Origin of the sequence: Aquabacterium sp. (genome assembly GCF_016234775.1) — a bacterium.
Classification (GTDB): Bacteria; Pseudomonadota; Gammaproteobacteria; order Burkholderiales; family Burkholderiaceae_C; genus Aquabacterium.
Map to the genome: position 1 here is coordinate 22,052 of NZ_JACRAH010000018.1, position 25,395 is coordinate 47,446.

The window sequence follows — 25,395 nt, forward strand, 5'->3', positions numbered from 1 at the left end:
GCTCCGTGTTTCAGGATTTGTCATGAGGATTAACGCGGATCAAATACCCCCTGGGCCATCCGGGCCCCATTCACGCAAATGTCATGACATGTTCACGGTTGCGTCACCGGCCATGGCAACACTGCCATCTCATGTCCATGAAGCCCAACGACTGGAGATGACGATGCGTGACCTCCCCCTGCCCACCCTGCCGATGGCAGACCTGTCTTCTCAACTTACGGCCGAATCCCGCGCCGCCCGGAGGTCACTTCACCCGAGCTCCGATGCACAGCCGGCTGCTGGTGGCAAGCAACGACAGGCCCTGGAAGTCGTTTGGGCTCGCACTGAGGAAGATGTTCGCGCCGCGCAGCGCCTGAGATACGACATCTTCGCCGGCGAAATGGGCGCTCGCCTGAGCGTGCCACCCGGCAGCCCCGAAGGCCATGACATCGACCTGTTCGACAGCTACTGCGAGCACCTGCTGGTGCGCCTGGGCTCCGAGAACGGCGAGCCGGGCGAGGTGATCGGCACCTACCGCGTGATGACGCCTGACGCGGCCAAGCGCGTGGGCGGCCTCTACAGCGAAACCGAATTCGACCTGACCCGCCTGCGCCCCTTGCGCGGCAAGATGGTGGAGCTGGGCCGCTCTTGCGTTCACCCGGATCACCGCAACGGCGGCGCCATCATGGCCCTGTGGGGTGCGCTGGCCGAGTTCATGGTCCGCAACGATCTGGACACCATGATCGGCTGTGCCAGCATCAGCATGCGCGACGGCGGCCACGTGGCCGCCAGCCTGTGGGAACAACTGCGCCACACGCACCTGGCCCCGATCGACCTGCAAGTGCGCCCGCGCCTGCCTTTGCCGGTTGAAGAACTGGATCACCACCTGCAAGTGGACCCGCCCGCACTGATCAAAGGCTATCTCCGCTGCGGCGCCAAGATTTTGGGCGCCCCAGCCTGGGATCCTGACTTCAACACCGCAGACCTGCCCATGCTGATGCGCATCGCCGATCTGCCGGCCCGCTATCGCCGCCATTTCCTGGGCGCCTGAGGCCTCGGACAAGCCGTTTTTCGCGCTCAAAGCGAGGCAAAGAACGGCAAACAATCCAGCCAAGCGGGCTGGACGCCCCGGCAACGCATAGACTGCGCGCCATGAGTCGTCCAGCCCGCCCTTCATCCCCCATCGAATCATCCCCCCAGGCAGGCAGCCTGCCCTTGTGGCAATTGCTGAGTGGCTGCGCCGATGCCGTCGCAGCCGTCCGCCAGGGCCAATCGCTGACCGACGTCCTGGCCGCGCGCCGCCCACAGGAGCGCCCCGGCGTGCAGGCCCTGTCGTTTGCCGTGCTGCGCCGCCTGGGCACCGCCGAAGCCCTGCGCAAGAAGCTGGTTCCCAAGGCGCCGCAAGCCTGGGTGGACGCCCTGCTGCTGTCAGCGCTGGCATTGGCGTGCGGCACCGAATACAACGAACACACGCTGGTAGACCAGGCCGTGGAAGCCGCCAAGCGCCGCGCCCGGCCCGCCAGCGGCATGGTCAACGCCGTGCTGCGCCGCTTCCTGCGTGAGCGCGGTGAACTGCTGGCCGGGATCGAGCAGGATCCGGTCGCCAGCTTCAACCACCCCGCCTGGTGGATCAAACGCCTGAAGCAGGACTGGCCCGACCACTGGCAAGCCATCCTGATGGCCAACCAGGAACAGCCGCCCATGACCCTGCGGGTCAACCAGCGCCATCACACGGTCAAGGCCTACCGACAGCAACTCATCGATGCGGGCATCCTGTCGGCCGACGCCGGCCATGAGGCGCAGGCCAGTGGTGCGCCCGTTGTACCGGCTGATCAGCCCGACCCCATCGTTCTGGCTCAAGGCGTCCCCGTCAACCGCTTGCCGGGCTTCGAGCAAGGTGATGTGTCCGTGCAAGATGCCGCCGCCCAGATTGCCGCGCCTTTGCTGGTCCACGCCGGAGGCCGCACTTTGCCCGCTGGCGCCCGCGTGCTGGATGCCTGTGCAGCCCCTGGCGGCAAGACAGCCCATCTGCTCGAACTGGCCGATCTGGCCGTGACGGCGCTGGACGCTGATCCACAGCGGCTCGTGCGCGTCAACGAGACTCTGAGCCGACTGGGCCTGAGCGCACGCACCATCGCTGCCGATGCCAGCCACCCCGCCGGCTGGTGGGACGGCCAGGCGTTTGACGCCATCTTGCTGGATGCGCCCTGCAGCGCCTCCGGCATCGTGCGACGCCACCCCGACGTGCGCTGGCTGCGCCGTGAATCCGACATCAGCGCCCTGGCCCGAACCCAGGACGCCATCCTCGATGCTCTGTGGCCGCTGCTCAAGCCCGGCGGCCATCTGCTGTACTGCACCTGCTCCGTCTTCAAAATGGAAGGCCAGGATCGCATCGACGCGTTTTTGCAACGCACCTCGGACGCCCAGGCTCGCCCCTCGCCCGGCCACCTGTTGCCTGTGGTCGAATACCTTGACCCCGCCCGGCACAACCGTGGCGACGGCTTTTTCTACGCCCTGCTGTCCAAAACCACCTAGGGTGCGTGATGTCCCAGATGCGCCGCCGAGAACTGCTCAAAAGCAGTGCCTCAGCCTTGCTTGCTGCCACCATGGCACCGGCAGGGCGGCTCGCGCATGCCGAAACACCTGGGCACCGCAGTGTTGAGCTGGACAAACTCGCCATCATGCACACCGACGAAGGCGTGCTGCTGAGTTACAGCGCGCGTTTTGACCTGCCACGCGATCTGGAACTGGCGCTCAGCAAAGGCATTGCCGTCGTGTTCGTGGCCGAAGCCAATGTGTTTCGCAAGCGCTGGTACTGGACAGACCAGCCCAAAGGTGAAACCACACGCCGCTGGCGCCTGGCCTACCAACCCCTGACGCGCCGCTGGAAGCTCAATCTGGACGGCCTGAGTCGGCACTACGCCACCCTCAACGAAGCCCTGGACGCCCTGCGTCGAACGGACCGCTGGCGTATCGCCGACCCTATTGCAGGTGCCGATGATCAGGACTGCTACGTGGACTTCAGCTTCCGCCTCGATACCGATGAACTCCCGCGCCCCCTGCAAATTGGCCTGGGCGGCCTGCTGGACTGGAACCTGGATGTGCAGCGCCGCGCCTGGGTGCCGGCCTTGCGCTGAATGAGTCTGGCACAAGGCAGCTCATGAGCACCATCAAAGCCAACCGCTGGGCCTGGATCGTCGCCGGCGTGGCCATGGGCGGCGCCGGCCTGATCCTCTCCTTCCTGCTGGTCTTTGCCACACAGAACAGCGAGCGCTACGAGCCGCACTATCAATGGCTGCTTTGGGCAAATGTGGCACTGGCTGCCGGGCTGATCCTGGTCATCCTCATCGCCCTGGCACGGCTTGCCCTGCGCCTGCGCGCCCGCAAGTTCGGCAGCAAACTGTTGCTCAAGCTCGCGGGCATCTTCGGTCTGGTGGGCCTGCTGCCGGGCTTGCTGATCTACACCGTGTCCTACCAGTTCGTCTCACGCAGCATCGAAACCTGGTTTGACGTGCGCGTGGAAGGGGCGCTGGAAGCCGGGCTCAACCTGGGCCGCAGCACGCTGGACAACCTCACCATCGACCTCGCCAACAAGGCCCGACTGGCGGCAGAACGCTTGAGCACGCCATCGGCCGGGAATGGCCAGTTAACCGGCCCCACCACGACCGGCATCATCGAGCTGGAGCGTTTGCGCGAACAACTGGGGGCACAGGTCGTCACCCTGCTGACCGAGTCCGGGCAGGTTGAACTGACAGCAGGCGGCGACGGCACACGCATACTGGCAGCCGAGCGCCTGCCACTCAGCTGGCGACAGGAAGCCCGCAGCAAAGGCGTGATGGCGCTGGTAGAAGGCTTGGATGACCGCAACGAGGACAGTCTGGAGCGCAAGCCGGATGCTGCTGTCGCGCCATTGCCCAGCGTGGCGCGAGTCCTGGCACTAGCCTGGGTGCCGGACAACAGCTTCAGCCTGCAAGCCCGCGGCCACTACCTGCTGATCACGCAGCAGTTGCAACCCCAACTGGTGCGCAACGCGCTGGACGTACAAGCCGCCTACCGCGAATACCAGCAGCGCTCGCTGAGCCGTGTCGGCCTCAAGCGCATGTACATCGGCACGCTCACGCTGGCCCTGATCCTGGCCGTGTTCGGTGCCTTCCTGCTCGCTGCCATCCTCGGCCAGCAACTGGCTCGCCCTTTGCTGCTGCTCGCCGAAGGTGTGGGGGAAGTGGCCCGCGGCGACCTGCGGCCCAAGGCCATCTTCACGTCTACCGATGAACTGGGCGGTCTGACGCGATCCTTTGCCGCGATGACCCAGCAGTTGGCCGATGCGCGCACGCTTGCCAACCGCAGCGTGCAGGAGCTCGACAGTGCCCGCGCCCACTTGCAGACCATCCTCGACAACCTCACCGCGGGCGTGATCGTGTTCGACTCCACCGGCCGCATCGACATGGTCAACCCAGGCGCCACGCGCATCCTGCGCCTGCCCCTGTCGGCCTACAAAGGTCGCTACCTGGCCGACGTGAACGGCCTGCAGGCCTTTGCCGACACCATCCGCCAACGCTTTGACCTGTACGCCAGCGACCCCGTACCAGGCGAACGCCAGCAATGGCAGGAGTCCTACGAGCTTAGCCTGCCTTCCAGCCCTGAACCGCTGACCCTGCTGGTGCGGGGCGCGGAGCTTCCACCCAACGAGCGGCTCATCGTGTTCGATGACCTCACAGAAGTGGTATCCGCTCAACGTGCAGAAGCCTGGAGCGAAGTGGCGCGCCGCGTGGCCCACGAGATCAAGAACCCGCTGACCCCCATCCAGCTGTCAGCCGAACGCATGCAGATGAAGCTGGAAGGCAAACTCGACGAGCCAGGACAACAATTGTTGACTCGATCAGTCAACACCATCGTCACGCAGGTGCAGGCACTCAAGACCTTGATCAACGAGTTCAGGGACTTCGCGCGGATGCCAACGGCCAAACTCACCCCGATCGATCTCAACGAGCTGATCAGCGATGTGCTGGCCCTGTATGGGCATGCCATCGAACAGGGTACGCTGCAAGTCGAACTCAAGCCCGACCTGCCCGAGATCATGGGCGACGCCACCCTGCTAAGGCAGGTCGTTCACAACCTCGTTCAAAACGCACTGGATGCAGTCGGCGAACAAGCGGTTGCTGATGTGACGCCGAATGTGCTCATACGCACCGACGCACCGTTGAAGGACGATGGCAGCATCCGTGCCGTGCGCCTTGTGGTGCGAGACAATGGGCCGGGCTTCCCTGACAAGATCCTCAAGCGTGCGTTCGAGCCCTATCTGACCACCAAGAACAAAGGCACAGGGCTCGGCCTGGCGGTGGTCAAGAAGATCGCCGATGAACACGGCGCGTTAGTCAGGCTGCGCAATTTCAGTGACAGCAACGATTCGATACCTAAAAGCAGCTCGAAACTAGGGTATCCCTCACAAGCTCATACTGTGAGAGGGGCTCAAGTTTCGTTATCATTTTCAAAGCTGTCATCTAAATCTGCCCAAGCTGGGTCACACTAGTCATAGTTCCCATCTAAGGGGTCAAACAAATTCATGGCCACCATTCTTGTTGTTGACGACGAACTGGGCATCCGTGCCCTGCTGTCAGAAATCCTGAGCGACGAAGGACACTCCGTCGAACTCGCCGAAAACGCCGCCAAGGCACGCATCCTGCGTGAACAGTGCAAGCCCGATCTGGTGCTGCTCGATATCTGGATGCCCGATGTAGACGGCGTCACCCTCCTCAAAGAGTGGTCTGCAAGCGGCCAACTCACCATGCCTGTGATCATGATGTCCGGCCACGGCACCATTGACACGGCCGTGGAAGCCACCAAGTTCGGTGCGCAGTCCTTCCTGGAAAAGCCCATCACCATGCAGAAGTTGCTGCGTGCGGTCGAACAGGGCCTGACCAAACCCACGCCTCGCGCGGCGGCCACGCCTGCACCGACCGTGCATCTGGCCACCGTCACGCCCATCACCGCAGCATCGTCCTATGCCGGCATCACCAGCATGAGTTCGCCCATTCGCAGCGAACTGGTTGGTGGCAGTGATGCACATCACCACAGCAGCCCCGTGTCGTACAACACGGTGCAACCGGTATCGAGCATGAACGGCCACACGCCGAGCGGCCCATCGCATGAGCAAAGCTTCGAGCTTGATCGCCCACTGCGTGAAGCGCGTGATGACTTCGAACGCGCCTACTTCGAGTTCCACCTGGCGCGCGAAGGCGGCAGCATGACCCGCGTTGCCGAAAAAACCGGCCTGGAGCGCACCCACCTGTATCGAAAACTCAAACAACTTGGCGTTGATTTGGGTCGCAGCAAGAAAACTGCCGTAAATTGATGTATAGTCTAAGTCTTCGCTGATCACTGCAACGCGGTTTTGAGCTGAAGAAATGGCCTGGTAGCTCAGTTGGTAGAGCAGCGGATTGAAAATCCGCGTGTCGGTGGTTCGATTCCGCCCCAGGCCACCAAAAAATTCAAAGGCCCCGCAAGCTTTCAGCTCGCGGGGCCTTTCCGCATATTCGGCGGTTCAGAGCGCCAAACTCATGCCACGCCACGCTCCAAACACCCCCCTGCCCTCCGCTCAACACCCGTTGACGGTTCGCCTATGCAATTGGATTGGCGATGTCGTGATGGCATTGCCCGCCCTTGAGTTGCTTGAGCAACACGGCTTCAATCTGAACCTGTACGGCAAAGGCTGGGCGCGAACCCTGCTCTCAGGATACGACTGGCACTTCACCAAACGCCAGGACAATGCACTGAGCGCTCGACTCCATGATTTACGCGCCATTCGGCTTCAAAGCCAGCGCATCGATCCAACCTTCGATCGCCGCATCAATGCACTGAGCTTCCCGAACTCGTTTTCGAGCGCACTGGAGTTGCGCCTGTCGGGTCACAAGGTCTGCGGCTACAGCAAAGACGGCCGAAGCCTGCTGCTCAGCAGAAAGCTGGCGCGCCTGCAGAACAAGCATGTGCTGGAGACCTTCTGGCACCTCGCCTGTGAACTGACAGGGCAACATGAAGCGCCGCCACCTGCCAGCATCGGCTTCAGGCTCAGCCAGAGTGCGCAAGACAAAGCTCAAGCCTTGCTCGCTCAGCATCAGCTTGATGGGCAGCCTTTCGCCTGCGTGGTGCCTTTTGCCACCGGCATGATGTACCAATTCGACAAGAAGTGGCCCCACTTCAAGGAACTCACTCAAAGCCTGAGCAAAGACCTGCCACTTGTCATCTGCCCCGGCCCCGGCGAAGAAGCCGAGGCAGAACAATTCAGCCAGCACGCCACCATCCTGCCGGGCGTTCCGCTGGATGTGTACGCCGCCATACTGGCGCGCGCCAGCCTGACTCTGGCCAACGACACAGGCCCTGGCCACCTGGCAGCGGCTGTCGGCACGCCCTTGATCAGCATCCTCGGCCCGACGGACCCCGAACATTGGGCACCTTGGGGACCCAACGTCACCGTTGTACGTGAGTGGCCTCAGTGGCCATCTGCATCAACCGTGCACGACACCGCCTTGCGCCTGCTTCCACGCTGAGCGAATGTGCTCGGCATAACGCCGAGCCATGACATCCACGCCAAACTCGGCATTCGCCCGCGCGCGCGCGCGCAGAGCCAATTGCGCGGCCCGCTCAGGATGCCTCAACAACTCCTCCAGCACATTGGCCAAGGCCACTGGATCAGCCTCAGGCACCAGACGGCCATCCACACCATCACGCAGCAACTCCTGCACCCCCACAACAGCACTGCCCACGACCGCGCAACCCGCCGCCATGGCTTCAACCAAGGCCAGCGGCATGCCCTCGTAATGCGTGGACAGCACGTAGATCTGATGATTCATCAACAGATCCGGCACGGTTGGGCAATGGCCCAGGAAGCGAACCTGATCGCCCAACCCCAGCGACTTGGCCAACCGCTCGGCCGCATCACGGTCACGCTGCTTGCCGCCACCCGCAAGACTGACTGGCGGGGCAAGCCCCCGCTCCTTGAGCAAGGCAACCGCCCTGATCAGCGTGGCATGATCCTTTTGCCTTGCAAACCGAGCCGACATCACGATCCCGGGCGTACGCGCCGCAAAAGATCGCTGAGCAGCGTCAACAAAGGGCGCCAGGCGGATGCCATTGGAAATGGCCACCGTGCGCTGCGAATCGAAGCCGAGCGCCAGCAAACTGGACTTGACGCCCTCCGAACAGCCCACGATCAAGGCGGTACGCTTGGCCAGCCAGCGCGCCTGAGCGAGCCGCCAGGCCGAATATCGCTCGCGCGAGTTGTGCTCAACATGAACCAGCACGGGCACCTTGGCCAACAAGCCGGCGTAACGCCCCCACAGGTGCTCACTGAAGCCGTGAGCCACCAACACATCGGGCTGGAACGCTTCGCAGACCTTGACCAATCCCTGAATGGTGGCGACATGCGCCCACCCTGGAACCAACTCAATGGTCAAACCCTCATCACGCAGTTGCTGAACACGTGACATCTCGGTCTGCGACTTGCGCCGCAACACCAGCATCGCGTCCCACTCGGGATCACCACGACACGCACGCACCAGATCGACCGCGACCTGAGTCGCCCCCGAAAACCCGCCCGTGACAAAGTGGATGACCCTCAAGCGCCTGGGCTGCGCGCCAGCACCATCTCCCTGGCCTCGCTGAGGCGGCAACGCGTTTTGCGAAGAAAATTCAAGCACAATCTTGGGTCCATTCAACAACGGCCTACATCATGCGACAAGAATGACGCACAGATGGCCCCCTCCCCTGCCCCCATGGCCAAGTCGAGCACCCGCGAGGCCCGCGGATCATGAGTGACACCTCACTGGTTCTATCCAACCATGGGCTGCGCCACTCAGGCGGCATCGAGCGCTACCTGCTGACGCTGGTGGACAGCCTGCACGCCCGCGGCCTGCGCCCCACGGTGATCGCCCACAAGTTCGACAAGTCCATCGCTGAGTATGCCTGGGTGAACCCCATCCACATCCGCACCTGGGGGCTTGGCGGCGCTTTGCGTGACCGCTGGTTCGACGCGCGCTTGCGGCGCCTGAAAGCCCGCCATCAATGGTTTCCTTTGATCGCGTTGAGCCAGACCTCAGCGGCTGACATTGCCATCTGTGGCGGCACCCATCCTGGCTACCTCGCCGCCATCAACCAAACCCCATCCTGGAAAGACAAACTGGCCATTGCCCTGGAAGCCAAACACCTCGGTCACGCGTCCGTGGTGATCGCCCACTCGGAACTGATGGCCCGACAGGTCAAGCAGTTCTATGGCGTTGAGCCCAGCAAAGTGGACGTGCTGTATCCCCCCGTGGACACGCAACGCTTTCATCCCGTATCCGCCCAACGCAAGCAAGCCTTGCGCGAGCAACTGGGGCTGCCGCCCGATCGATGCGTTTTCCTGCTGGCCTCAACCGGGCATGCCCGCAAAGGCCTGGATCTGCTGGTCGAGGCACTGGGGCACAGTGACCTGCCCGTCTTGCTGGTGGTCGCGGGCCGACCTGTTGACGTGCAGGCCCCCAACCTTCGCTATCTCGGCTACCGCAGTGACATTGAAGATGTATACCGCGCGGTGGATTGCACGGTGATGGCGTCTCGCTACGAACCCTTCGGGCTCGTCGGCGTGGAGACCGTGTTGTGTGGCACCCCGTTGGTCGGTGCCGAAGGCATGGGTTGCATGGAGGTCCTGCAAGGCGATGGCGTCATTCCGTTCAAGATTGAGGCAGCCACGTCACAGCAAGCCAGCTTGCACGTTGCCATCGCGCAAGTGTTGTCACGCTGGCGCGCCGGCACCTTGCAGGTTGCAGATCCGCTGAAGGCCTTGCGCTATGACCCGACTGTTGACGCGCACCTGCAGGCCCTCCTGCGCCACGTAGACCAATTGCGTGCGAGACAAACAGGACGCGACGCATGACGCGCGCAACGACAAGCCCCTTGAACATCGTGGAGCCGACGCTCAACAGCGATGCCGGACATTGCATGAGCCTGGTCCGCGCCCTGAGTGAAGCTGCGCTGCATACCGGCTGTCAAGACATCCGCGTGTGGGGCGGCCGCAATATCGCCAAGACAACCTGGACCGCCCCAGGTCAGGTTCGAGCCCATTTTGTACGTCGCTGGCGCCGCTTTCAGGCCCTGGGCCTGTACCGTCGGCTGCTGCGCGAACCCGGCCGCATCCTTGTGTCAACTGCGGGCAGCACGGATCTGGTCAGCCTGGACTGGGCCGCCCGCAGTTGCGGCATCGGGCGCATTCCCGCCCACAAGGTGACCCTGTTTGTGCACTGGCTCAACATCAAGCCAGGTAAAGCGCGGTTGTACACCGCCATTGCCAGACGCCAACCAGAGCTCAAGATCCTTGCCCCGACGGCCAGCGTGGCCGACTTCTTCGCCTCATGCGGCTTCAAGACACAGGTGGTGCCCTATCCGCTTGACACGGCCAATCAAGACACCCAGCCAGAAGCCCACACCGGTGAGTTTCGACACCTGCTGGTGCCTGGCTCCGCCAGAATGGACAAAGGATTTGGCCACATCGTCGATTTGGTCGAAGAAATGGCAAAGCGCCAGTTATCCTGGCCCATCATTGTGCAAACCTCACTGGAACACGGCCATGACAAGGACCTCGAATTGACCGAGGCCCTCGCCCGACTACAAGCCAGTGACTACGTGGGGCTGCAACTGCACCATGAAGCGATGGACCGCGAGACCTATCGCGCCCAATTCCAAGGCGCCATCGTTATTCAGCCCTACCGTGCCGCCAGTTTTCAGGACCGCGTCAGCGGCGTCACCCTGGACGCGCTACAGGCGGGCTCGCCGGTTGTGGTGACCGATGGCACCTGGATGGCTCGGCTGGCCGAAAAATACAAGGCGGGTGTGGCCACCTCCGATCTGACGCCCTGCGGGCTGCTGAACGCCATTCAAACCATCCTGAACGACCACGCCGGCTTCGCGCAACGTGCATGCGCGGCCGCCACGGACGTGCGTTCCGAACATTCCGCGCGCGCATTGATCGAGGCCGTGCTGGCATAGGACTGAACCACATGACAACAGCGCGCCTCTCCGTGGTGATCATCACCAAGAATGAAGCTCAACGGCTGCCCACTTGCCTTGCATCGGTCGCCTTTGCTGACGAGCTGATCGTAGTCGACTCCGGTAGCACCGATGGCACGGTCGATCTGGCTCGCCAGGCAGGCGCCAAGCTCATCGAAACGAAAGACTGGCCGGGCTTCGGGCCACAAAAACAGCGCGGCCTGAACGCTGCCACTGGCGAATGGGTGCTGTGCATCGATGCCGATGAATGGCTCGATGCCGCCTTGACCTCGGCGATCAAGGCGCTTGTAGCCCAAAGCCCTCTGCCCGCAGAGGCCCCAACCATCTATGAGATCGACCGCCTCTCAGCTTTCTGCGGCCAATGGATGCAGGCCGGCAGTTGGTCGCCCGATGTGGGCGTGCGATTGTTCCGGCGCGGCGATGCGCGCTTTTCGGACGACCTGGTGCACGAGCGCCTGCTGTTCAACGGCAAGACCGGGCGCCTCCCCGGCAGACTGCTGCACAACAGCATCACCAGCGTGCATGACGGCCTGGACAAGATGAACCGGTACACCACAGGCCGGGCCGAGGATCAGCGCAGACAAGGCAAGCGAGGTAGTCTGGGCAAGGCCGTGGGACACGGCCTGTGGGCATTCATCCGCTCCTATATCCTGCGTCGCGGCTTCATGGACGGGCGAATCGGATTCATTCTGGCCGTGCTCGATGCACACAACTCCTACTATCGTTACCTGAAGCTATGGCTGGACGGGCGCGTCATGCCGCACGACATCCCTGCCCCAAAATCTCGCTGAATCCCCCCCCGGCACCAAAACATCCATAACAAACACCTTCTGTCATCACCATGAGCACTTCCTTGAGCCCGATCCCCTTTGTTGATCTCAACCGACAGCATCAAGCGATCAAAGCAGAACTGACATCGGCCATTCAGACTGTGGTGGATGCCGGCTGGTTCATTCTTGGGCCACAAGTAGAAGCCTTCGAGCACGAGTTTGCCCAATACTCGGACGCGGCTTACTGCGTCGGCGTGGGCAATGGTCTGGACGCCATTCAACTGCTGCTGCGTGCCTACGGCATCGGCCCCGGCGACGAAGTCATCGTCCCATCCAACACATTCATCGCGACATGGCTGGCCGTGAGCGACGTGGGCGCCACGCCCGTTGCAGTCGAACCCGACAGGCTCACACACAACATCGACCCGGCAGCCATCGAGCAGGCCATCACCCCCCGCACCAAGTGCATCATCCCCGTGCACCTGTATGGCCAACCGGCCGACATGGACCCGATCAACGCGATTGCTGACAAGCACAAACTGGTGGTGATCGAAGACAACGCACAAGCTCAAGGCGCGCTGTACAAGGGGCGCAAGACAGGCTCACTGGGCCACGCGGCAGCCACCAGCTTTTACCCAGGCAAGAACCTCGGGGCAATGGGTGATGGTGGCGCCGTCGTGACCAGCGACGCACAGATCGCCGACCGAGTCCGCGTACTTCGCAACTACGGCTCCAAACAAAAGTACGTGCACCTGGAGAAGGGCGAGAACAGCCGCCTGGACGAACTGCAGGCAGCCATCCTGCGCGTCAAACTTCGTCACCTCGACGAATGCAACACCCAACGCCGAACCCTTGCCGCTCAGTACTCGCAACAACTAGCGAGCCTATCCGTCAAGACGCCGTTCGTCCCTGAGTGGGCACAACCCGTCTGGCACCTCTACGTTGTCGAATCGGATCAGCGTGATGCGCTCCAGGCGCACCTGGCCAAGGCGCAAATCCAGACGGTGATCCACTACCCCATCCCACCGCATCAGCAGGCCTGTTATGCACAAACACATGGGGGGCTTGAATTTCCCATCGCTGAGGCCGTTGCGGGCCGCGTTTTGAGTCTGCCGCTGTTTCCAGGCATGCGCGACGACGAAGTACATCGCGTCACGCAGTCCATCGTGCAATTCACGCGCTGATCAACACCAGCGCGGCGCTCAATCTCGCAGATTGAGCGCCTGCTTGAAGTCGCCGTAGTCTCGGTAATAGTCGTCTTCGTCGTAGCGATTGGACGCCAGGACCATGCAGACCGAGCCTGAAGAGAAGTTGTCCAACTCCCGCCAGATCATCGGGCAAACATACAAGCCGTAATACGAGCGGTTGAGATGAAAGCGCCGCTTCTCGGAGCCGTCATCCAGCACCACATCGAAACTGCCGGACATGGCCACAATCAATTGCGACAAGCCTTTGTGTGCATGGCCACCGCGCTCCGCCCCGCCAGGGACGTCGTAGAGGTAGTACACCCGCTGAATATCAAATGGGATGTGATTCGCCCCTTCGATGAAGGTCAGGTTTCCACGCGCGTCGGTGATCTTTGGTAACTCTACGATCTTGCAATCTGCTATCGGCATGCCGCATCCCAAACAACGGCCGAGCGATTCAGTCGCCAGCCAACCATGACATCCACCAAAGCACGGACGTACAACAATCTCACGCGGGCCGCAACCCTCCATTCGCCGTGTTTTAGCGAGTTGTTATGGTAGCATGGCCGGGCGACAAGACTGGGGCATCAGAACCAAAATTCAGCTGTCGCACTTCATACTCGAAGACATGGTGGCAGGCAATGAGTGCGAAAGATCTTTCAATTGAAATCAAACAATTCGTTAAAACAAAAAAACGAGTTTCAAGAAATTTAAAGAAAATCCGTCGCCCCTGGCTCCCTTTGCAATCCAATAGCGAGCTTGCTCAATCAGGTGGGGCAGAAATCATGAAACTGCTGACGAATGAACACGTCAGCGATTTTCCTGCACCTGTCTTTGTGGGGCGTCAACCAGAATCACCTCAGCTTGCACTTCCCAAAAAGAATTGGCCGGGGATCACGCTGACTCGCATGACGAACGTTCGAGTACTGGGTAACTGCAATTTCATCATTCGAGATGGAAAGGCTATCCACCCCGACATTTACACGCCAGAACGAGACAGAAGCCCCATTGAAATGTACGGGCGAGCTCGAATGGACGAGCAATTCAAACGAATCAAGATTTCCGTTGGCTTGACACACGGTCACCTCCCCGTAGCGGTAAATCTCTGCGACCAAACCCCATACAACTATGCCCACTGGCTGACTGAGGTTCTACCCAAACTGGCGCTGATTGAAGACATCCCAGAACTCTGTGATGCGCCTATTTTGGTTGACCATGGTTTGGCAGAAAATCTACTGGAATCAATTGAAGCCTTGACCGGACCTGGCCGCAAAATCATCATGGTGGACAGGTACGACAATATATGTGTTGACACGCTGTACAACATCTCACCGACATCATACTGCCCCCATGAGTTCAGGGATTTTTTCAAGACAAATCAACGAGGCTTTCAGTTCTTCTTTTCCGACGTAGCCCTCAACAAACTGAGAGACTCCCTGCGTCGCAGATATTCAAAATACGCGAATTGCCGCCCACGATCCATCTATCTGAAAAGAACAACACTGTGGGCATACAATGACCGAAACATTATCAATATCGACGATATTGAAAACATCATTGATGACTTCAGCATTGAAACCATCAATGTTTCAGGAATGAGTATTGCGCATCAAGCCAGAATATTCATGAATGCCAAGCTCATTGTTGCACCAACAGGTGCTGCCCTGGCCAACATGATTTTTGCACCACCAGGCTGCCGGATTATCGTCATGGCCGCGAGCTACCACGGTGCAACATATGATTATTTCAACCAGATCGCGCACATTCTGGGTCACCAGTTGCAGTTTGTCATTGGCCCACAAGCAGAAGATAATCGGTATCACATGAACCGCAACTATTCGATTGACCCCGCCGACCTCAAGCAGGCACTCAGTCAATCAATACCACGCCGCGTGCAGGAAGTGCAGACCGGCGTCCAGAGATCGTCAAGAGCAGCTTGAATAGCGACGCCTGCTCAGCATAGGCTTCTCCACAAAATGCCAGGAGAGCATGGCTAACGGCAGTACGATGCCGCTAGCCATGATCGTCATCGCCCAAACCCCAATACCTGGAAAGCAACTGGCCAAGGCTTGCTGCACAGGAAACGCATAGATGTAAGTGCCGTACGAATAATCGCCGACCGTGTTGTAGGCGCGAATGCGCCCTGCGGGCACATAAGCAAGAAACACGAGCAGATAAGGTATGGCCATCGTATAGGCCACCGGAAACAGGGTACGTGAGGTGGCCGCCGCAAGAATTCCCACAGCGACGATCGCGAATATGGGCCACGACAGCGTGATCTGATCCTTCAAAAGGTAGATGCTCGCCCCCATGAAAAACATGAAGAAGAGATGCACGGATTGGCTATAAGCCCCAAAACCAAGGCAAGCCTTCAAATGCATGAAGCCGGCAAGCCCTGCCACAAGCAGCACGATCGCCTTGAATACCCCATCAGGCATCTTCAACAGCACACGAATCAGCAGCCACATCAAACCCAGAATGACGTACATCCGGATCTCGAACTTCAAGGTCCATAAGGAGCCATTGACCGCCTGGGGAAAGGGATTGTGCTCAAAAAGACCGGGCAAACTCTTGCCCATGCCGGTGACCAGCGTGGCACTTTTCAACAGGTACTGGTAAGTGGCGCCATCAGCAAAATAAGCGCTCAGGGGCATGCGGGTCAGCGTCGGCCCCATCACAAAAACAACGAGCACCAACATCACGAAAAGGGCAGGGAAAATTCGGCGAGCCCTCGCCCATGCGAACTCGCGCAAGTCCTGCTTCACGAGTAAGCTGCCCGTGACCAGCAAGCCGCTTGCAATGAAGAATACGTCCACTGCAATGGCGCCCACCGTCACCCCAAGCGAGCGAGCAAACGGCTCATTGGCACCATCCCCTGTCGCCAGCACAAAGCTGTGACTGACCAACACGGCGTACGCGGCCAGAATGCGGATAAGGTGCAGGTTGTTATCCCGACCATACACAAAATCCGCCAACAGCAACTTCTCCTTTGGCAAGGTTTGCACCTCCAATTTCACCAACGTAGAACGTCATGACTTCACTGAATGGCACCCGGTTTTCTCAAGAACATCAAGTGGAATATATTTCCTGGAGAAAACCTTCACCCCCGATTTTTTAGAATAAATAAGCAAGTCAGGCGGAAAAGGACAATCGTATTTATTGTACGACTTCACCACCTCTGAACTCTGAAGCGCCTGAGAATATACATCAAGCGTAACAACAAAGTCAGGTCGCCTGAACTCCACATAGGCTGGAGGAATTGCGCCAATTCCATAGTCCGCGCGCTCTTCAGGCACCTTCAATGGATGATATCGAATAGCCTCGGGGTCGGCGAGACCAAATGCATCGAACACAGGCCCTTTAAAACCATACCCAATCCCTCCAATCTCTGTGGTGGCAAGCGTGCATGTTGGGCAAACCTCACTCAAACCAGATGCGACCTTTATGTAATATGGCACCCGCATGTTCACGTGCCCCTCTCGATTAGCAGGGCCAAAATACACAAGCAAGCCCCAAGCATAAATGCATGACCCAAAAATAACCACATAACAGGCGACACGCTGCATCAACGCATTCCGTTGCTTGGAGGCCAGTAGCAAGAGACCTATAGGAAACGATAGCAAACACAAATACCACTCGAATAGGATCGATCGGCTTAATGCCCACGCAGCGAACAAGAAACCTGCATAAATCAACAGCGCGTCTGACAAAGATGGTCGCAGACGAGACTTGAGCAGATGAAAGACCGAGGCCAAACTAGCGAAGACCAACACCAGAGCCAAAAACTTCCAACGCAGTATGCCCGCAGCATTCTGAATACTCTTCTGAAGTGGGAAGCCATACCCAATTGATTTGGCCTTTGCAGCATGAGGAAAAATGCTTCCAAACCACAGAACATCGAGAAGACAGATGATGGCAAATGGACTTGCCCACAAGATGATTCTCAATCGCTGATTCTCACTCCTAACAACATAGACTATTACCAACAACAAAAGTAGAACAAGCTCAATACGGAAGCCCGCCGCCACAGATATCAGCGCAACCATATACTGATACTTTTGCTCACACCAGAACACAATAGCCCAAGAGAGCAAGCAGCACGCAATGGCAGTTTCCATACCGCCCGATGCCGCCAACAAGAAAGCTGGAAGCATGGCCAATACGGTGATGACCGACATTACTCGACTACCGGCATTTTTGTAAACCAGCAAAGTCAGTGCAATGGACGTGAAAACAATGGCTCCCCCCTCGACGACTCGAATCGCCACCCCGGGAGAAAACCACGCGAGCGCCATAGAAAGCAGTAGCACATACCCTGTCGAGGAATCCGCCTTGAAGTGATCCCCCAAATTGAAATAGGGCTGACCGTGCTCCAGGAAATTTCGAGCAATCCGCATATGGATATACGCATCATCAAAAAACATCCATTGAGTGGCAAGCGTGGCGATCAACAGACCAACAACAAGGCCCAAGCCGATTACGAACACCTCACGTCGATTCAATGACAGTCTTGGAAACTTGATCTGCATGACAGCCCACCAAAAAAATGCCCATTAAAACTCACGGCGCCTCACAACGGAGGGTGCCTGCAATTTGCATCAATGAGTTACCTTGTTGATGCCGTACTCATACCTTGACCTTTTTCAGATACAAGTCAAACCCAAGCTTGAGCGATGAATGCCTGAGCCGACCAAAATGGCGCGCGTGCAGCCTCAACAGCACCGCCCGCATGGCTCGATTCAAAGTCAGCTTCTTGAGCGACGGCGTGATGGAGCGCCCGTTATCCATCCAATCCAACTCGGCGGCAGGTATTTGCTGGCGAGCCAACATCTCCTGTGGCGGCCACTCGATATGCAGCGGATCCATGCCCTGCTCCATGCGAGCACGGACCGCTGAAGGCGCATGAAATGCGATACAGCGTTGACGAACTTCCGCTTGCAATCTCAGCGCAGCGTCATCCTTCGCGGCCAATTTGATGCAAACATCCAGGAAGTCCTCTGCCGAGTGTGAGCGCAGCACATCGGCATAGCTGTATCCCGACGAGCCGCCTTGTATCGCCGCTACCAGGCCCCCACGCATCAACGCCTCAGGGAACGCCGTGCCGCCTGGCCAGGGGTAGCTGTCAATGTAGTACGCGCAATCGTTGAGCAGCTTGAGATACTCGTCGCGGGGTACCGCCTTCATCATCTGCACACGCTGCCCGCCCCGCATGCGCAAAGGCCACCACCAGTAATCTCTGCTATCGGGGCCAATGATCTTCAAACGAATGCTTTGGTCGCGCCGAAGCAGCTCCATCAACACCACTGGCAGGGAGTGTCCACGAAAGGGTTTGTACTTGAAGGCCGTACCGCCGGTGAACGCATACCCGCCCTGCCCGCCACCATCCGGCCGCTGCAGAGGGGGGGCGATGGGAATACCCACAAAGGTGGAGCGTTGCTCAGACTGGCGCTGCGCTCGCAAAGCCCATCCATAGGCGCTGATCTCAAACACCTTGTCGGCGACACCTATCGCAGCTGAAAAAGCGTGATCAGCGTGATTCATGAACCCCACAAACAGACTGGGCTTCACTTGCTTCGCCAATCGAACGGCCAGCGCAGCGGCCACATCGTCAGGGTGAAGATGCAAGATGACACGGTCATAGCCTGCCATCTTGGTCGCCCAACGGACAACCCGTGCGCTGATCGGTTGATCGATCAAGGGAACCTCTACTCGCGCCGGATCCACCGCCAGAATGCCGCCAGCCTCAAGCGCCGTTGTGGGCCATGTCATGAGCACATCTGGTGGCTCAGCAGCCTCGGTGATCAGCGACCTCATCAACGGCGAATGCCCGCCATTGCGAAACACCGCAGACGCCACCTGCAACTCGCGCACCGGTCCATCAGACACATCCAAGGATGCTGGTACATCCAACTTATCGAGCAGGATGAGCTCCAGATCATCGAGGCGATAGATGCCGCAAAAGTTCACCCACAGGTAGCGGCCAAGCCAGACCGCCAGCGTCAACGCATGTTCAAAGTCAGGCTCCTGCCGGATGACCTCCAACAGGTCGGCCACAAAGGCCTGCGCACGCGCCTGGAGTGCGGTATCACCCTTCATCGTGCGACGATGCGCTTGAGCGCAAACAAGGGCGCCAGCAACCAGGGCCACGCCGCATAGGTCAACATCCGCATGCGCTTGTAGCCACTGACCCGATGTGCCCGCCAGGCGATCACAACTTTGGCCCCGACATCCGGTGCCTCAAAAACATTCCGAATGAACTCGGTCAAGGCAATCTCCCGGTCAAGCCAGGGCCCGACGATGTTTTCACATCCAGCCACACGTGCGTCAGACTTCAAGAGCGCAGCTTCGATCAGTGCATGCCTGTTATTGCTCAACAGTCGACGAATCGTGTCCTTGGCATGAAGCGTGCGTACTCGCCCTGAAAGCCCCCCTCGCCGATATTTCACCAGCGGTTCGGCGATCGTGATGCACCCGCCTGCACAAATGGCGCGAAACACCATGATCAAGTCCTCAGCACAAACGCCCGAGGGCAACGGGCCAAAACGATCAAACAAACGACGCGTCCACGCCTGCGCAGCACCGATCACATGCGGACGGCGATCAAGCCAGTCTTGCACCGTTCGATAAGCGCCCAGATCGGTAGGGACGATCACACCATGGGTTTGCCCCTGGTGATCGAGATCTACAAGCTGCGATGACACCAAGTCCGGGCGACAGCCGGCCTGCACCCAGGCTTGCGCAATGCGTTCGCAGCGTGTGGGCAAGGAAACATCGTCACCGGCCGCAATCACGATCATCTCGCCTTTCGACAAAGACACGGCGTGACTGATGTTGGCCCCGATGCCCAGATTGCGAGGGTTACGATTGAAAATGACGCGATGCGGGCCACTGTAGCCCTCCAGCGCAGCTTGAATACGCGCCGCTGACGCATCCGTGGACGCGTCATCAGAAACAATGATTTCCAGCGGCGAGTATGTCTGAGCGAGTGCACCCGTCACCGCCTCAGCCACTGTATCCTGCTGGTTGTAGGTGATCAGAACAAGTGACAGCAAAGGCCGGTCATTCACTTCAGTGATCACGGGCACGGCTCCGTCGTCGCTCAGCGGGGCACAAAGAACATCACGGTTTCGTAGATGCTCTCGGTGTAGTGCCGCACATAAATATCGTAGTCATCACGGATGGCCAGCACCTGCTCGGGAATCTGCCAGAACGGCGCATGGCCACCGGCATAGTGGTAAATGGCCACGGCCAGGACAGGGTGCGCACGCGCAATCGTTTCCTTGGCACCAGCCAACGCAAAAGGCTCTGCACCTTCAATGTCCATCTTCAGGAAAGTCGGTGCTGGCAAATCCATCTCATCAAGGCGTCGAACCTCGATCTCGACCGAACCATTCTGGGTGATCACAGAGCCTGAACCGGCAGGCTCGAAGCACAGACGCTGAGACTCCGACGACAGGCCAAACGGATGCACGGCCACTTTGCTCAGGTGCTTCAAAGCCTGGCTGCATTTCGCAAAATTGGCAGGCTCGGGCTCAAACAGTTGAACGCTGTTGAAGTCGGGGCATCGCTTGATGAATTCCTGCGTGGTGAACCCATCGAACCCACCTACGTCAAAAAACGTCTCACCGGCGGGCTTGAGCCCCAGGAAATCCTCGAAATACTGCAGATGCTCACGGTGCGTGAAACCGCGCAGCAATTCGATATCGCCCTTGAGTCTAAAGCTGACAAGCTTGCTGAATACCCGGCGCGACTCCTCGTCCTTGAGGCGCGCAAAAATCCATTCGTATCGATCGCGGTGGGCTTCGAAGTCCGCCGCGAAGCCCTCGTTGAAGACGATTCCCGTCAAGTCCAGCCCGGACCAACGCGCAAAAGCGAAATAGTCCAGCGACCTTACCGGCAAGCTCGACAGCTTGTCTTGCACAGACAGTGGCCGCCCACCCGACAGGACCAACACCATGGCCCCTTCAGGCACATCCGCCGTACGAACAACAGGCAAGCCCAGGTATTGAGCGTCTTCGCAAAAATCGTCAACAACACCATCAATCGGCAGTTGCGCGATCACCTTGCTCGCGTAAACATTGCGCCCGAACACAAAGCGCTTGATCGAACGGTCACCGCCGCAGAAGTCGCGACAAAAGGCCTGCGCAGCCTCCACTCTGGCGGCCTCGCCAACCGCGGATACCAGCAACTCAGCCATTGGAGACCTCCACCCACTGTTTCGTCTGCGAAGACAACGCGATGGCCTCCAGCAACTCGATTCCCTCCAGCGTACTGTCAACGCCAAACACGTAAGGTGTCTCCTGGAAATGACCCGACTCTTGATAGCTCAATAGTGCATCGGCCACGTCGTAGTAATAGTTGCCAAACGCCTCAATGAAGCCCGCAGGATGCCCGGCCTTGAAACGTGTATACCTGTTGGCATTGGCGATCTTGATGCGCGGGCTGGCGCGGTCAACCTGCAAGCGCTCGCCATCCTGACGCGCAATCTGCAGTTGTTCCGGATTTTCCTGAACCCAGACGGCCGAGCCGTGCTCGCCATACAACTCGACCTTCAGACCATTGCGATGCCCCAAGGCCGTCTTGGTGAACCAGACGTTGCATTGCAGGTCGTTGGTGTATTGCGCCATGCACGACACAGTGTCCATGATGCCGGGGAAGTTGCCATACGACTTGGTCGTCGCCACCACACTCTGTGGCCGCTCGCCCGTCAGGAAGAGGGCCATCATGTGCAGGTGGACGCCAAGATCCAGCGACACGGTGGGCACCACACCATCCTGCAAGCGCCAGCCTTGCGGCTTGAAAGGTTGACCATGCTCATCGACCTTGAGGAAGCCTTCCTGAGGCATCTCGATCCGCATCTGCTGGATACGCCCGAAACGGCCTGAGGCCACCATGTCCTTGAGCTCTCGCAAAATCGGGTAGCCAGTGTAGTTGTAGGTCACCGCGAGGAATCCACGGTGCTCGGCAACCAGCGCTTGCAGCGCCTTGGCTTGCTCCGAGCACGAAACCAGGGCTTTCTCGCAGATCACTGCCAGATCCTGCTCCAGACAGTGCCGAACTTGCTCGAAATGCTGATTGGTCGGCGTCAGGATGACGATGGCATCCAGATTGGCCCGCTCATGTGCGATCAAGGTCTCCAGATCCGGATAAGCCTTGGCGACATCCAACCCATAGGCAGCAGCAGAAGCCAGGTTTTCATCGTGATGCCGGCTGAAGCAGCCTGCGACCAGTTCGAAGCGCTGGTCAAGCTCGATCGCAATCCGATGTACACGCCCTACGGCTGACTGATAGGCGCCCCCCAGAAAAGCAACCCGCAGCTTGCGAGGCGACTGGGCCGCCGCGATTTTGTCTGACAAGGTCATCATCACTCCCCTACCTGCTGCTGGATATCCAATCGCTTCATGCGCACATACTCATGAAGCTTCGGGGTGTGCGTGAACATCTGATCCGCGCTGGCGTATTCATGGAAGGTGATAGCCAGCTTGTCAAACGGTGCAACACCCACCGACTCGCCACTGTTTTTGAGTGGCACGACCTCCAGATTTGAACCCGGAAAGTCACACGAGAACGACTGAAAGACCAATGGCTGCGCGAACGAAATGGTATGCCGGCCAATGCTGCGGGGGGCAGCAGACAAATCAGGCATGCGCAACTCCTCGCCAATGAATGGCTGCACGAACATATCCGTGTAATCAATGCCCTCAGAACGCTCCACCAGGCCACCATACAGATCGCCAGGGCATCGGCGCATGCACTCAATGATCCAGAAATCACGACCATTGCTGATGAACTGCGTGTGCAACAAACCATCGACCAGATCGAGCCGCGCAATCAAATCGTTCATCGCCTCCCGCACGCCCTCGCGCACGTGGTCAGGCAGCCTCGACGGGTAATTCGAGCAATTGACCTGATACGGATACACCGTACAGAACTCGTCAACAAAGAAATCTACCGCCACCTTGCCGCCCTTGATATAGGCAGAGTGGCTATACAGATCACCCTCAACAAAATTCTCGATCACCGCACTGGCGGAACGCGAAGCCGCCATGGCAGATCGCACAGCAGCATCCAGCGATGCCGCGTCTTCAACCTTTGTGACGCCACGGCCACTGAAACTATCGACCGGCTTGACCAGCAACGGAAAACCACTGTCGGGCAAGGCATAGGGCTCATCAGGTCGGACCCAAATTGCCCGCGGCGCAGGCGTGCCACACGCATTGGTCACCCCCCGAAAACCGTCTTTGGTATGGAGTTTCTCTGCAACCTCAAAACGATCGAAGCCCGGCAAGCCGATTTGATCGGCCACCCATGCGCCCGACATGTAGGAATAATCGTTACACGTTGGAACAATGTAATCAAAGCCTTCCGCCTTGACCAGCTCAAGCAACGCCTCACGCTTCGAGTAATCGACGAAAAAGGAAGCGTCTCCATATTGATGGCAAGGATCTGACGGGGCACTGCCGCACACAGACACGTGGATCCCTCGGCGCTTCAAACGAAACAACATCGGCGCAGCGCTGAAACTGCTACCAATCAAAAGTGCTCTTTTATTCATTGTGCGGTTGCCCGAATATTGCGGCTGTTCTTGCAGCCCTGTCGGCTCGCCGACGTCCCTCAGGCCTCGTTCCCCGGGCCAGCCCGCAAGTGTATCGCAGCCGTCTTTGGGCACCGCACCTGGCACCAGAAAGGCGCAACGGTTCGCACGCGGGGGTTTGGACCGATAATCCGTGCTGCGCTCCTGCGGCCACCACTCTTCCACACACCTTACCGACATGGCATTGCCTCCACAGCTCGCGGCTCAAGTGATCAGCCTTCATGACAGCACCCTGACCTCGGCAGGCGGCCCACCGGTTTCTCAGCCCTCGGCGCTCACGGGCACAGCATCTGACGCCGCGCTCTGGCACTGGATTGGCACCAATCACTACTTCAACAGCAAGCTGTGGGCCGAAGAAGATCTGGCGCGCCGCACCACGGTCGGTGACAGCGAAATCGCGTTGAACAAACGTGCCATCGACAAATACAACCAGGCCCGCAACGATGCGACCGAACGCGTGGATGAAATCCTGCTGACCGAGCTGGGTCTGGTCGATGCGACCTCGGCTCAAACAGACGCGCCGGTATCGAAAGTGCCCGCCAATGCGCGGCTGAACAGCGAAACGGCTGGCAGCATCATCGACCGCATGTCCATCATGGCGCTGAAGGTACACGCCATGCGCGTGCAAACCCAGCGTGCCGACGTGGATGACACCCACCGCAACAGCAGCCAGGTCAAACTGGAAAAGCTGCTCCAGCAGCGCGCCGACCTGGGCGCCTGCCTTGACGCCTTGATCTCGGACACGCAGGCAGGCCGCGCCTACTTCAAGGTTTACCGTCAGTTCAAGATGTACAACGACCCGCGCTTCAATCCGGCACTCGTGGCTGAGCGCGCCAAGTCCGGCGCCTGATGCGCGTTCTCGTTGTCAAGACCAGCTCCATGGGCGACGTCGTCCATGCCTTGCCCGCCATCAGTGACATGGCCGCTGCCATTCCGGGCATCGAAATAGACTGGTTGGTCGAAAAAGGCTTTGCAGCCATGCCGGCCCAACACCGAGCTGTTCGCCGGGTCATCACACTGCAATGGCGCAAATGGCGCAAGTCTCTGCGTACCCCGGAGACCCGCATCGCCATCCGTGCGTGGCGGCAGGACATGGCCCTGCAACGCTATGACCTGATCATCGACATGCAAGGCCTGCTCAAAAGCGCGGCGTTCGCCTGCTTTGCCGATGGCCCACGAGGTGGCTACGACCGCCACAGCATCAGAGAGCCCCTGGCATCGTTGCTATATCAACGCAAGGCTTCGGTCTCGCGCAAACTGCATGCGGTAGATCGCTGCCGCAACCTGTGCGCGCAGTTGCTTGACTACGCCCTGCCCGCATCCCCTCCGGACTTCGGCCTTCAGCCCGCATCTCAAGCCTGGACGCCTGGCCAAGGCCCGTTCGCCGTTCTGATCCCCTGCGCAAGCCGCCCGGAAAAACTGTGGCCACAAGCGGACTGGGTTGCCGCAGGGCTGGCGCTCAGAAGCCGCGGCTGGAGCGTGGCCGTCATGTGGGGCAGCCCAGAAGAACAACGCCTGGCGCAAGCCATTGCAGACAAGATCGGTGGGCAGGTGCCCCCTTTCCTGACCGTCGCTCAAGTTTCCGACACACTGGCACAAGCTCACATCGTGGTCGGACTGGATACCGGCATGAGCCACATTGCCGCCGCGCACGGCCGCCCAACCGTCGGCATTTACTGTGATCACGAGCCCGGCTTGGCCGGATTGACCGGATCTGGCCCTGTCCGCAGCCTTGGCGGCAAAGGTCAAGTACCCAACCTCCAAGACGTCACACAGGCCATCGATGCTGTGCTCAATGAGCGCGGCTGAACCGCTTTTTTGAATGAAC

General features: G+C 59.3%; 22 protein-coding genes and 1 tRNA gene. 14 read left to right on the forward strand and 9 right to left on the reverse strand.

The window, feature by feature from the left end; genetic code table 11:
- Positions 1-163: 163 nt before the first annotated feature.
- The 7 genes from HY836_RS05220 to HY836_RS05250 all read left to right on the forward strand — a co-directional run bounded on the left by HY836_RS05220 (position 164) and on the right by HY836_RS05250 (position 7,523).
- Positions 164-1,030 (forward strand): GNAT family N-acyltransferase, encoded by an 867-nt coding sequence (locus tag HY836_RS05220; protein ID WP_290674259.1) that lies wholly within the window; start codon positions 164-166, stop codon positions 1,028-1,030.
- A 101-nt stretch (positions 1,031-1,131) separates the two neighbouring features.
- Positions 1,132-2,514 carry a 16S rRNA (cytosine(967)-C(5))-methyltransferase RsmB gene (gene rsmB / locus HY836_RS05225; protein ID WP_290674260.1) on the forward strand — a complete coding sequence of 461 codons (1,383 nt, stop codon included), beginning with the start codon at positions 1,132-1,134 and terminating at the stop codon, positions 2,512-2,514.
- An 8-nt stretch (positions 2,515-2,522) separates the two neighbouring features.
- Positions 2,523-3,116 (forward strand): DUF4390 domain-containing protein, encoded by a 594-nt coding sequence (locus HY836_RS05230; protein WP_290674261.1) that lies wholly within the window; start codon positions 2,523-2,525, stop codon positions 3,114-3,116.
- Between the two features lie 23 nt (positions 3,117-3,139).
- Positions 3,140-5,509, forward strand: coding sequence for an ATP-binding protein (locus HY836_RS05235; RefSeq protein ID WP_290674262.1), 2,370 nt, complete (start codon positions 3,140-3,142; stop codon positions 5,507-5,509).
- 33 nt (positions 5,510-5,542) lie between these two features.
- Entirely contained in the window at positions 5,543-6,331 is a 789-nt protein-coding gene (locus HY836_RS05240) for a response regulator (protein WP_290674264.1), read from the forward strand.
- 54 nt (positions 6,332-6,385) lie between these two features.
- Positions 6,386-6,461: transfer RNA gene (locus HY836_RS05245), tRNA-Phe, on the forward strand.
- A gap of 162 nt (positions 6,462-6,623) precedes the next feature.
- Positions 6,624-7,523, forward strand: a complete 900-nt coding sequence (locus tag HY836_RS05250) for a glycosyltransferase family 9 protein (RefSeq protein ID WP_290674266.1) — start codon at positions 6,624-6,626, stop codon at positions 7,521-7,523.
- Here the strand turns inward: HY836_RS05250 and HY836_RS05255 are convergent.
- Entirely contained in the window at positions 7,482-8,594 is a 1,113-nt protein-coding gene (locus HY836_RS05255; protein WP_290674373.1) for a glycosyltransferase, read from the reverse strand. The two genes, HY836_RS05250 and HY836_RS05255, sit on opposite strands and share 42 nt — an antisense overlap.
- Before the next feature lie 188 nt (positions 8,595-8,782).
- Here HY836_RS05255 and HY836_RS05260 point away from each other — a divergent pair, with 188 nt between their 5' ends.
- Genes HY836_RS05260 through HY836_RS05275 form a run of 4 tightly spaced genes read left to right on the forward strand, consistent with a single transcriptional unit; the run spans position 8,783 to position 12,970 of the window.
- Entirely contained in the window at positions 8,783-9,886 is a 1,104-nt protein-coding gene (locus HY836_RS05260) for a glycosyltransferase family 4 protein (protein WP_290674269.1), read from the forward strand.
- On the forward strand, positions 9,883-10,995 hold the full coding sequence (locus HY836_RS05265) for a glycosyltransferase (RefSeq protein WP_290674271.1): 1,113 nt from the start codon (positions 9,883-9,885) through the stop codon (positions 10,993-10,995). The genes HY836_RS05260 and HY836_RS05265 overlap by 4 nt, the downstream gene beginning before the upstream one ends.
- Before the next feature lie 11 nt (positions 10,996-11,006).
- On the forward strand, positions 11,007-11,807 hold the full coding sequence (locus HY836_RS05270) for a glycosyltransferase family 2 protein (protein ID WP_290674273.1): 801 nt from the start codon (positions 11,007-11,009) through the stop codon (positions 11,805-11,807).
- Between the two features lie 50 nt (positions 11,808-11,857).
- Positions 11,858-12,970, forward strand: coding sequence for a DegT/DnrJ/EryC1/StrS aminotransferase family protein (locus HY836_RS05275; RefSeq protein WP_290674275.1), 1,113 nt, complete (start codon positions 11,858-11,860; stop codon positions 12,968-12,970).
- Positions 12,971-12,988: 18 nt separating this feature from the next.
- On the opposite strand, the gene HY836_RS05280 is transcribed toward HY836_RS05275, so the two are convergent.
- Positions 12,989-13,402, reverse strand: coding sequence for an FdtA/QdtA family cupin domain-containing protein (locus tag HY836_RS05280; RefSeq protein ID WP_290674277.1), 414 nt, complete (start codon positions 13,400-13,402; stop codon positions 12,989-12,991).
- 212 nt (positions 13,403-13,614) lie between these two features.
- Between HY836_RS05280 and HY836_RS05285 the strand changes: the two genes are divergently transcribed.
- Entirely contained in the window at positions 13,615-14,913 is a 1,299-nt protein-coding gene (locus tag HY836_RS05285) for a glycosyltransferase family 61 protein (RefSeq protein ID WP_290674279.1), read from the forward strand.
- Here HY836_RS05285 and HY836_RS05290 read toward each other — a convergent pair.
- From HY836_RS05290 to HY836_RS05320, 7 genes are all read right to left on the reverse strand, one after another.
- A complete protein-coding gene (locus HY836_RS05290; RefSeq protein WP_290674281.1) occupies positions 14,899-15,990 on the reverse strand; it encodes an acyltransferase in 1,092 nt (363 codons plus the stop codon). The genes HY836_RS05285 and HY836_RS05290 overlap by 15 nt on opposite strands.
- 12 nt (positions 15,991-16,002) lie before the next feature.
- Positions 16,003-17,502: a hypothetical protein gene (locus tag HY836_RS05295; RefSeq protein WP_290674283.1), complete on the reverse strand. Its 1,500-nt coding sequence runs from the start codon at positions 17,500-17,502 to the stop codon at positions 16,003-16,005.
- A 97-nt stretch (positions 17,503-17,599) separates the two neighbouring features.
- On the reverse strand, positions 17,600-18,976 hold the full coding sequence (locus HY836_RS05300) for a hypothetical protein (RefSeq protein ID WP_290674285.1): 1,377 nt from the start codon (positions 18,974-18,976) through the stop codon (positions 17,600-17,602).
- An 89-nt stretch (positions 18,977-19,065) separates the two neighbouring features.
- Positions 19,066-20,052 carry a glycosyltransferase gene (locus tag HY836_RS05305; RefSeq protein ID WP_290674287.1) on the reverse strand — a complete coding sequence of 329 codons (987 nt, stop codon included), beginning with the start codon at positions 20,050-20,052 and terminating at the stop codon, positions 19,066-19,068.
- A 20-nt stretch (positions 20,053-20,072) separates the two neighbouring features.
- Positions 20,073-21,170, reverse strand: a complete 1,098-nt coding sequence (locus HY836_RS05310; RefSeq protein ID WP_290674289.1) for an FkbM family methyltransferase — start codon at positions 21,168-21,170, stop codon at positions 20,073-20,075.
- Entirely contained in the window at positions 21,163-22,335 is a 1,173-nt protein-coding gene (locus tag HY836_RS05315) for a Gfo/Idh/MocA family oxidoreductase (RefSeq protein WP_290674291.1), read from the reverse strand. Before HY836_RS05315 ends, HY836_RS05310 begins: the two co-directional genes overlap by 8 nt.
- Before the next feature lie 2 nt (positions 22,336-22,337).
- Positions 22,338-23,732 (reverse strand): ATP-grasp domain-containing protein, encoded by a 1,395-nt coding sequence (locus HY836_RS05320; protein ID WP_290674293.1) that lies wholly within the window; start codon positions 23,730-23,732, stop codon positions 22,338-22,340.
- Between the two features lie 13 nt (positions 23,733-23,745).
- Between HY836_RS05320 and HY836_RS05325 the strand changes: the two genes are divergently transcribed.
- Positions 23,746-24,417 carry a DUF4254 domain-containing protein gene (locus tag HY836_RS05325; protein ID WP_290674295.1) on the forward strand — a complete coding sequence of 224 codons (672 nt, stop codon included), beginning with the start codon at positions 23,746-23,748 and terminating at the stop codon, positions 24,415-24,417.
- Positions 24,417-25,376 carry a lipopolysaccharide heptosyltransferase I gene (gene waaC / locus HY836_RS05330; RefSeq protein ID WP_290674297.1) on the forward strand — a complete coding sequence of 320 codons (960 nt, stop codon included), beginning with the start codon at positions 24,417-24,419 and terminating at the stop codon, positions 25,374-25,376. The genes HY836_RS05325 and waaC overlap by 1 nt, the downstream gene beginning before the upstream one ends.
- Positions 25,377-25,395: the final 19 nt, after the last annotated feature.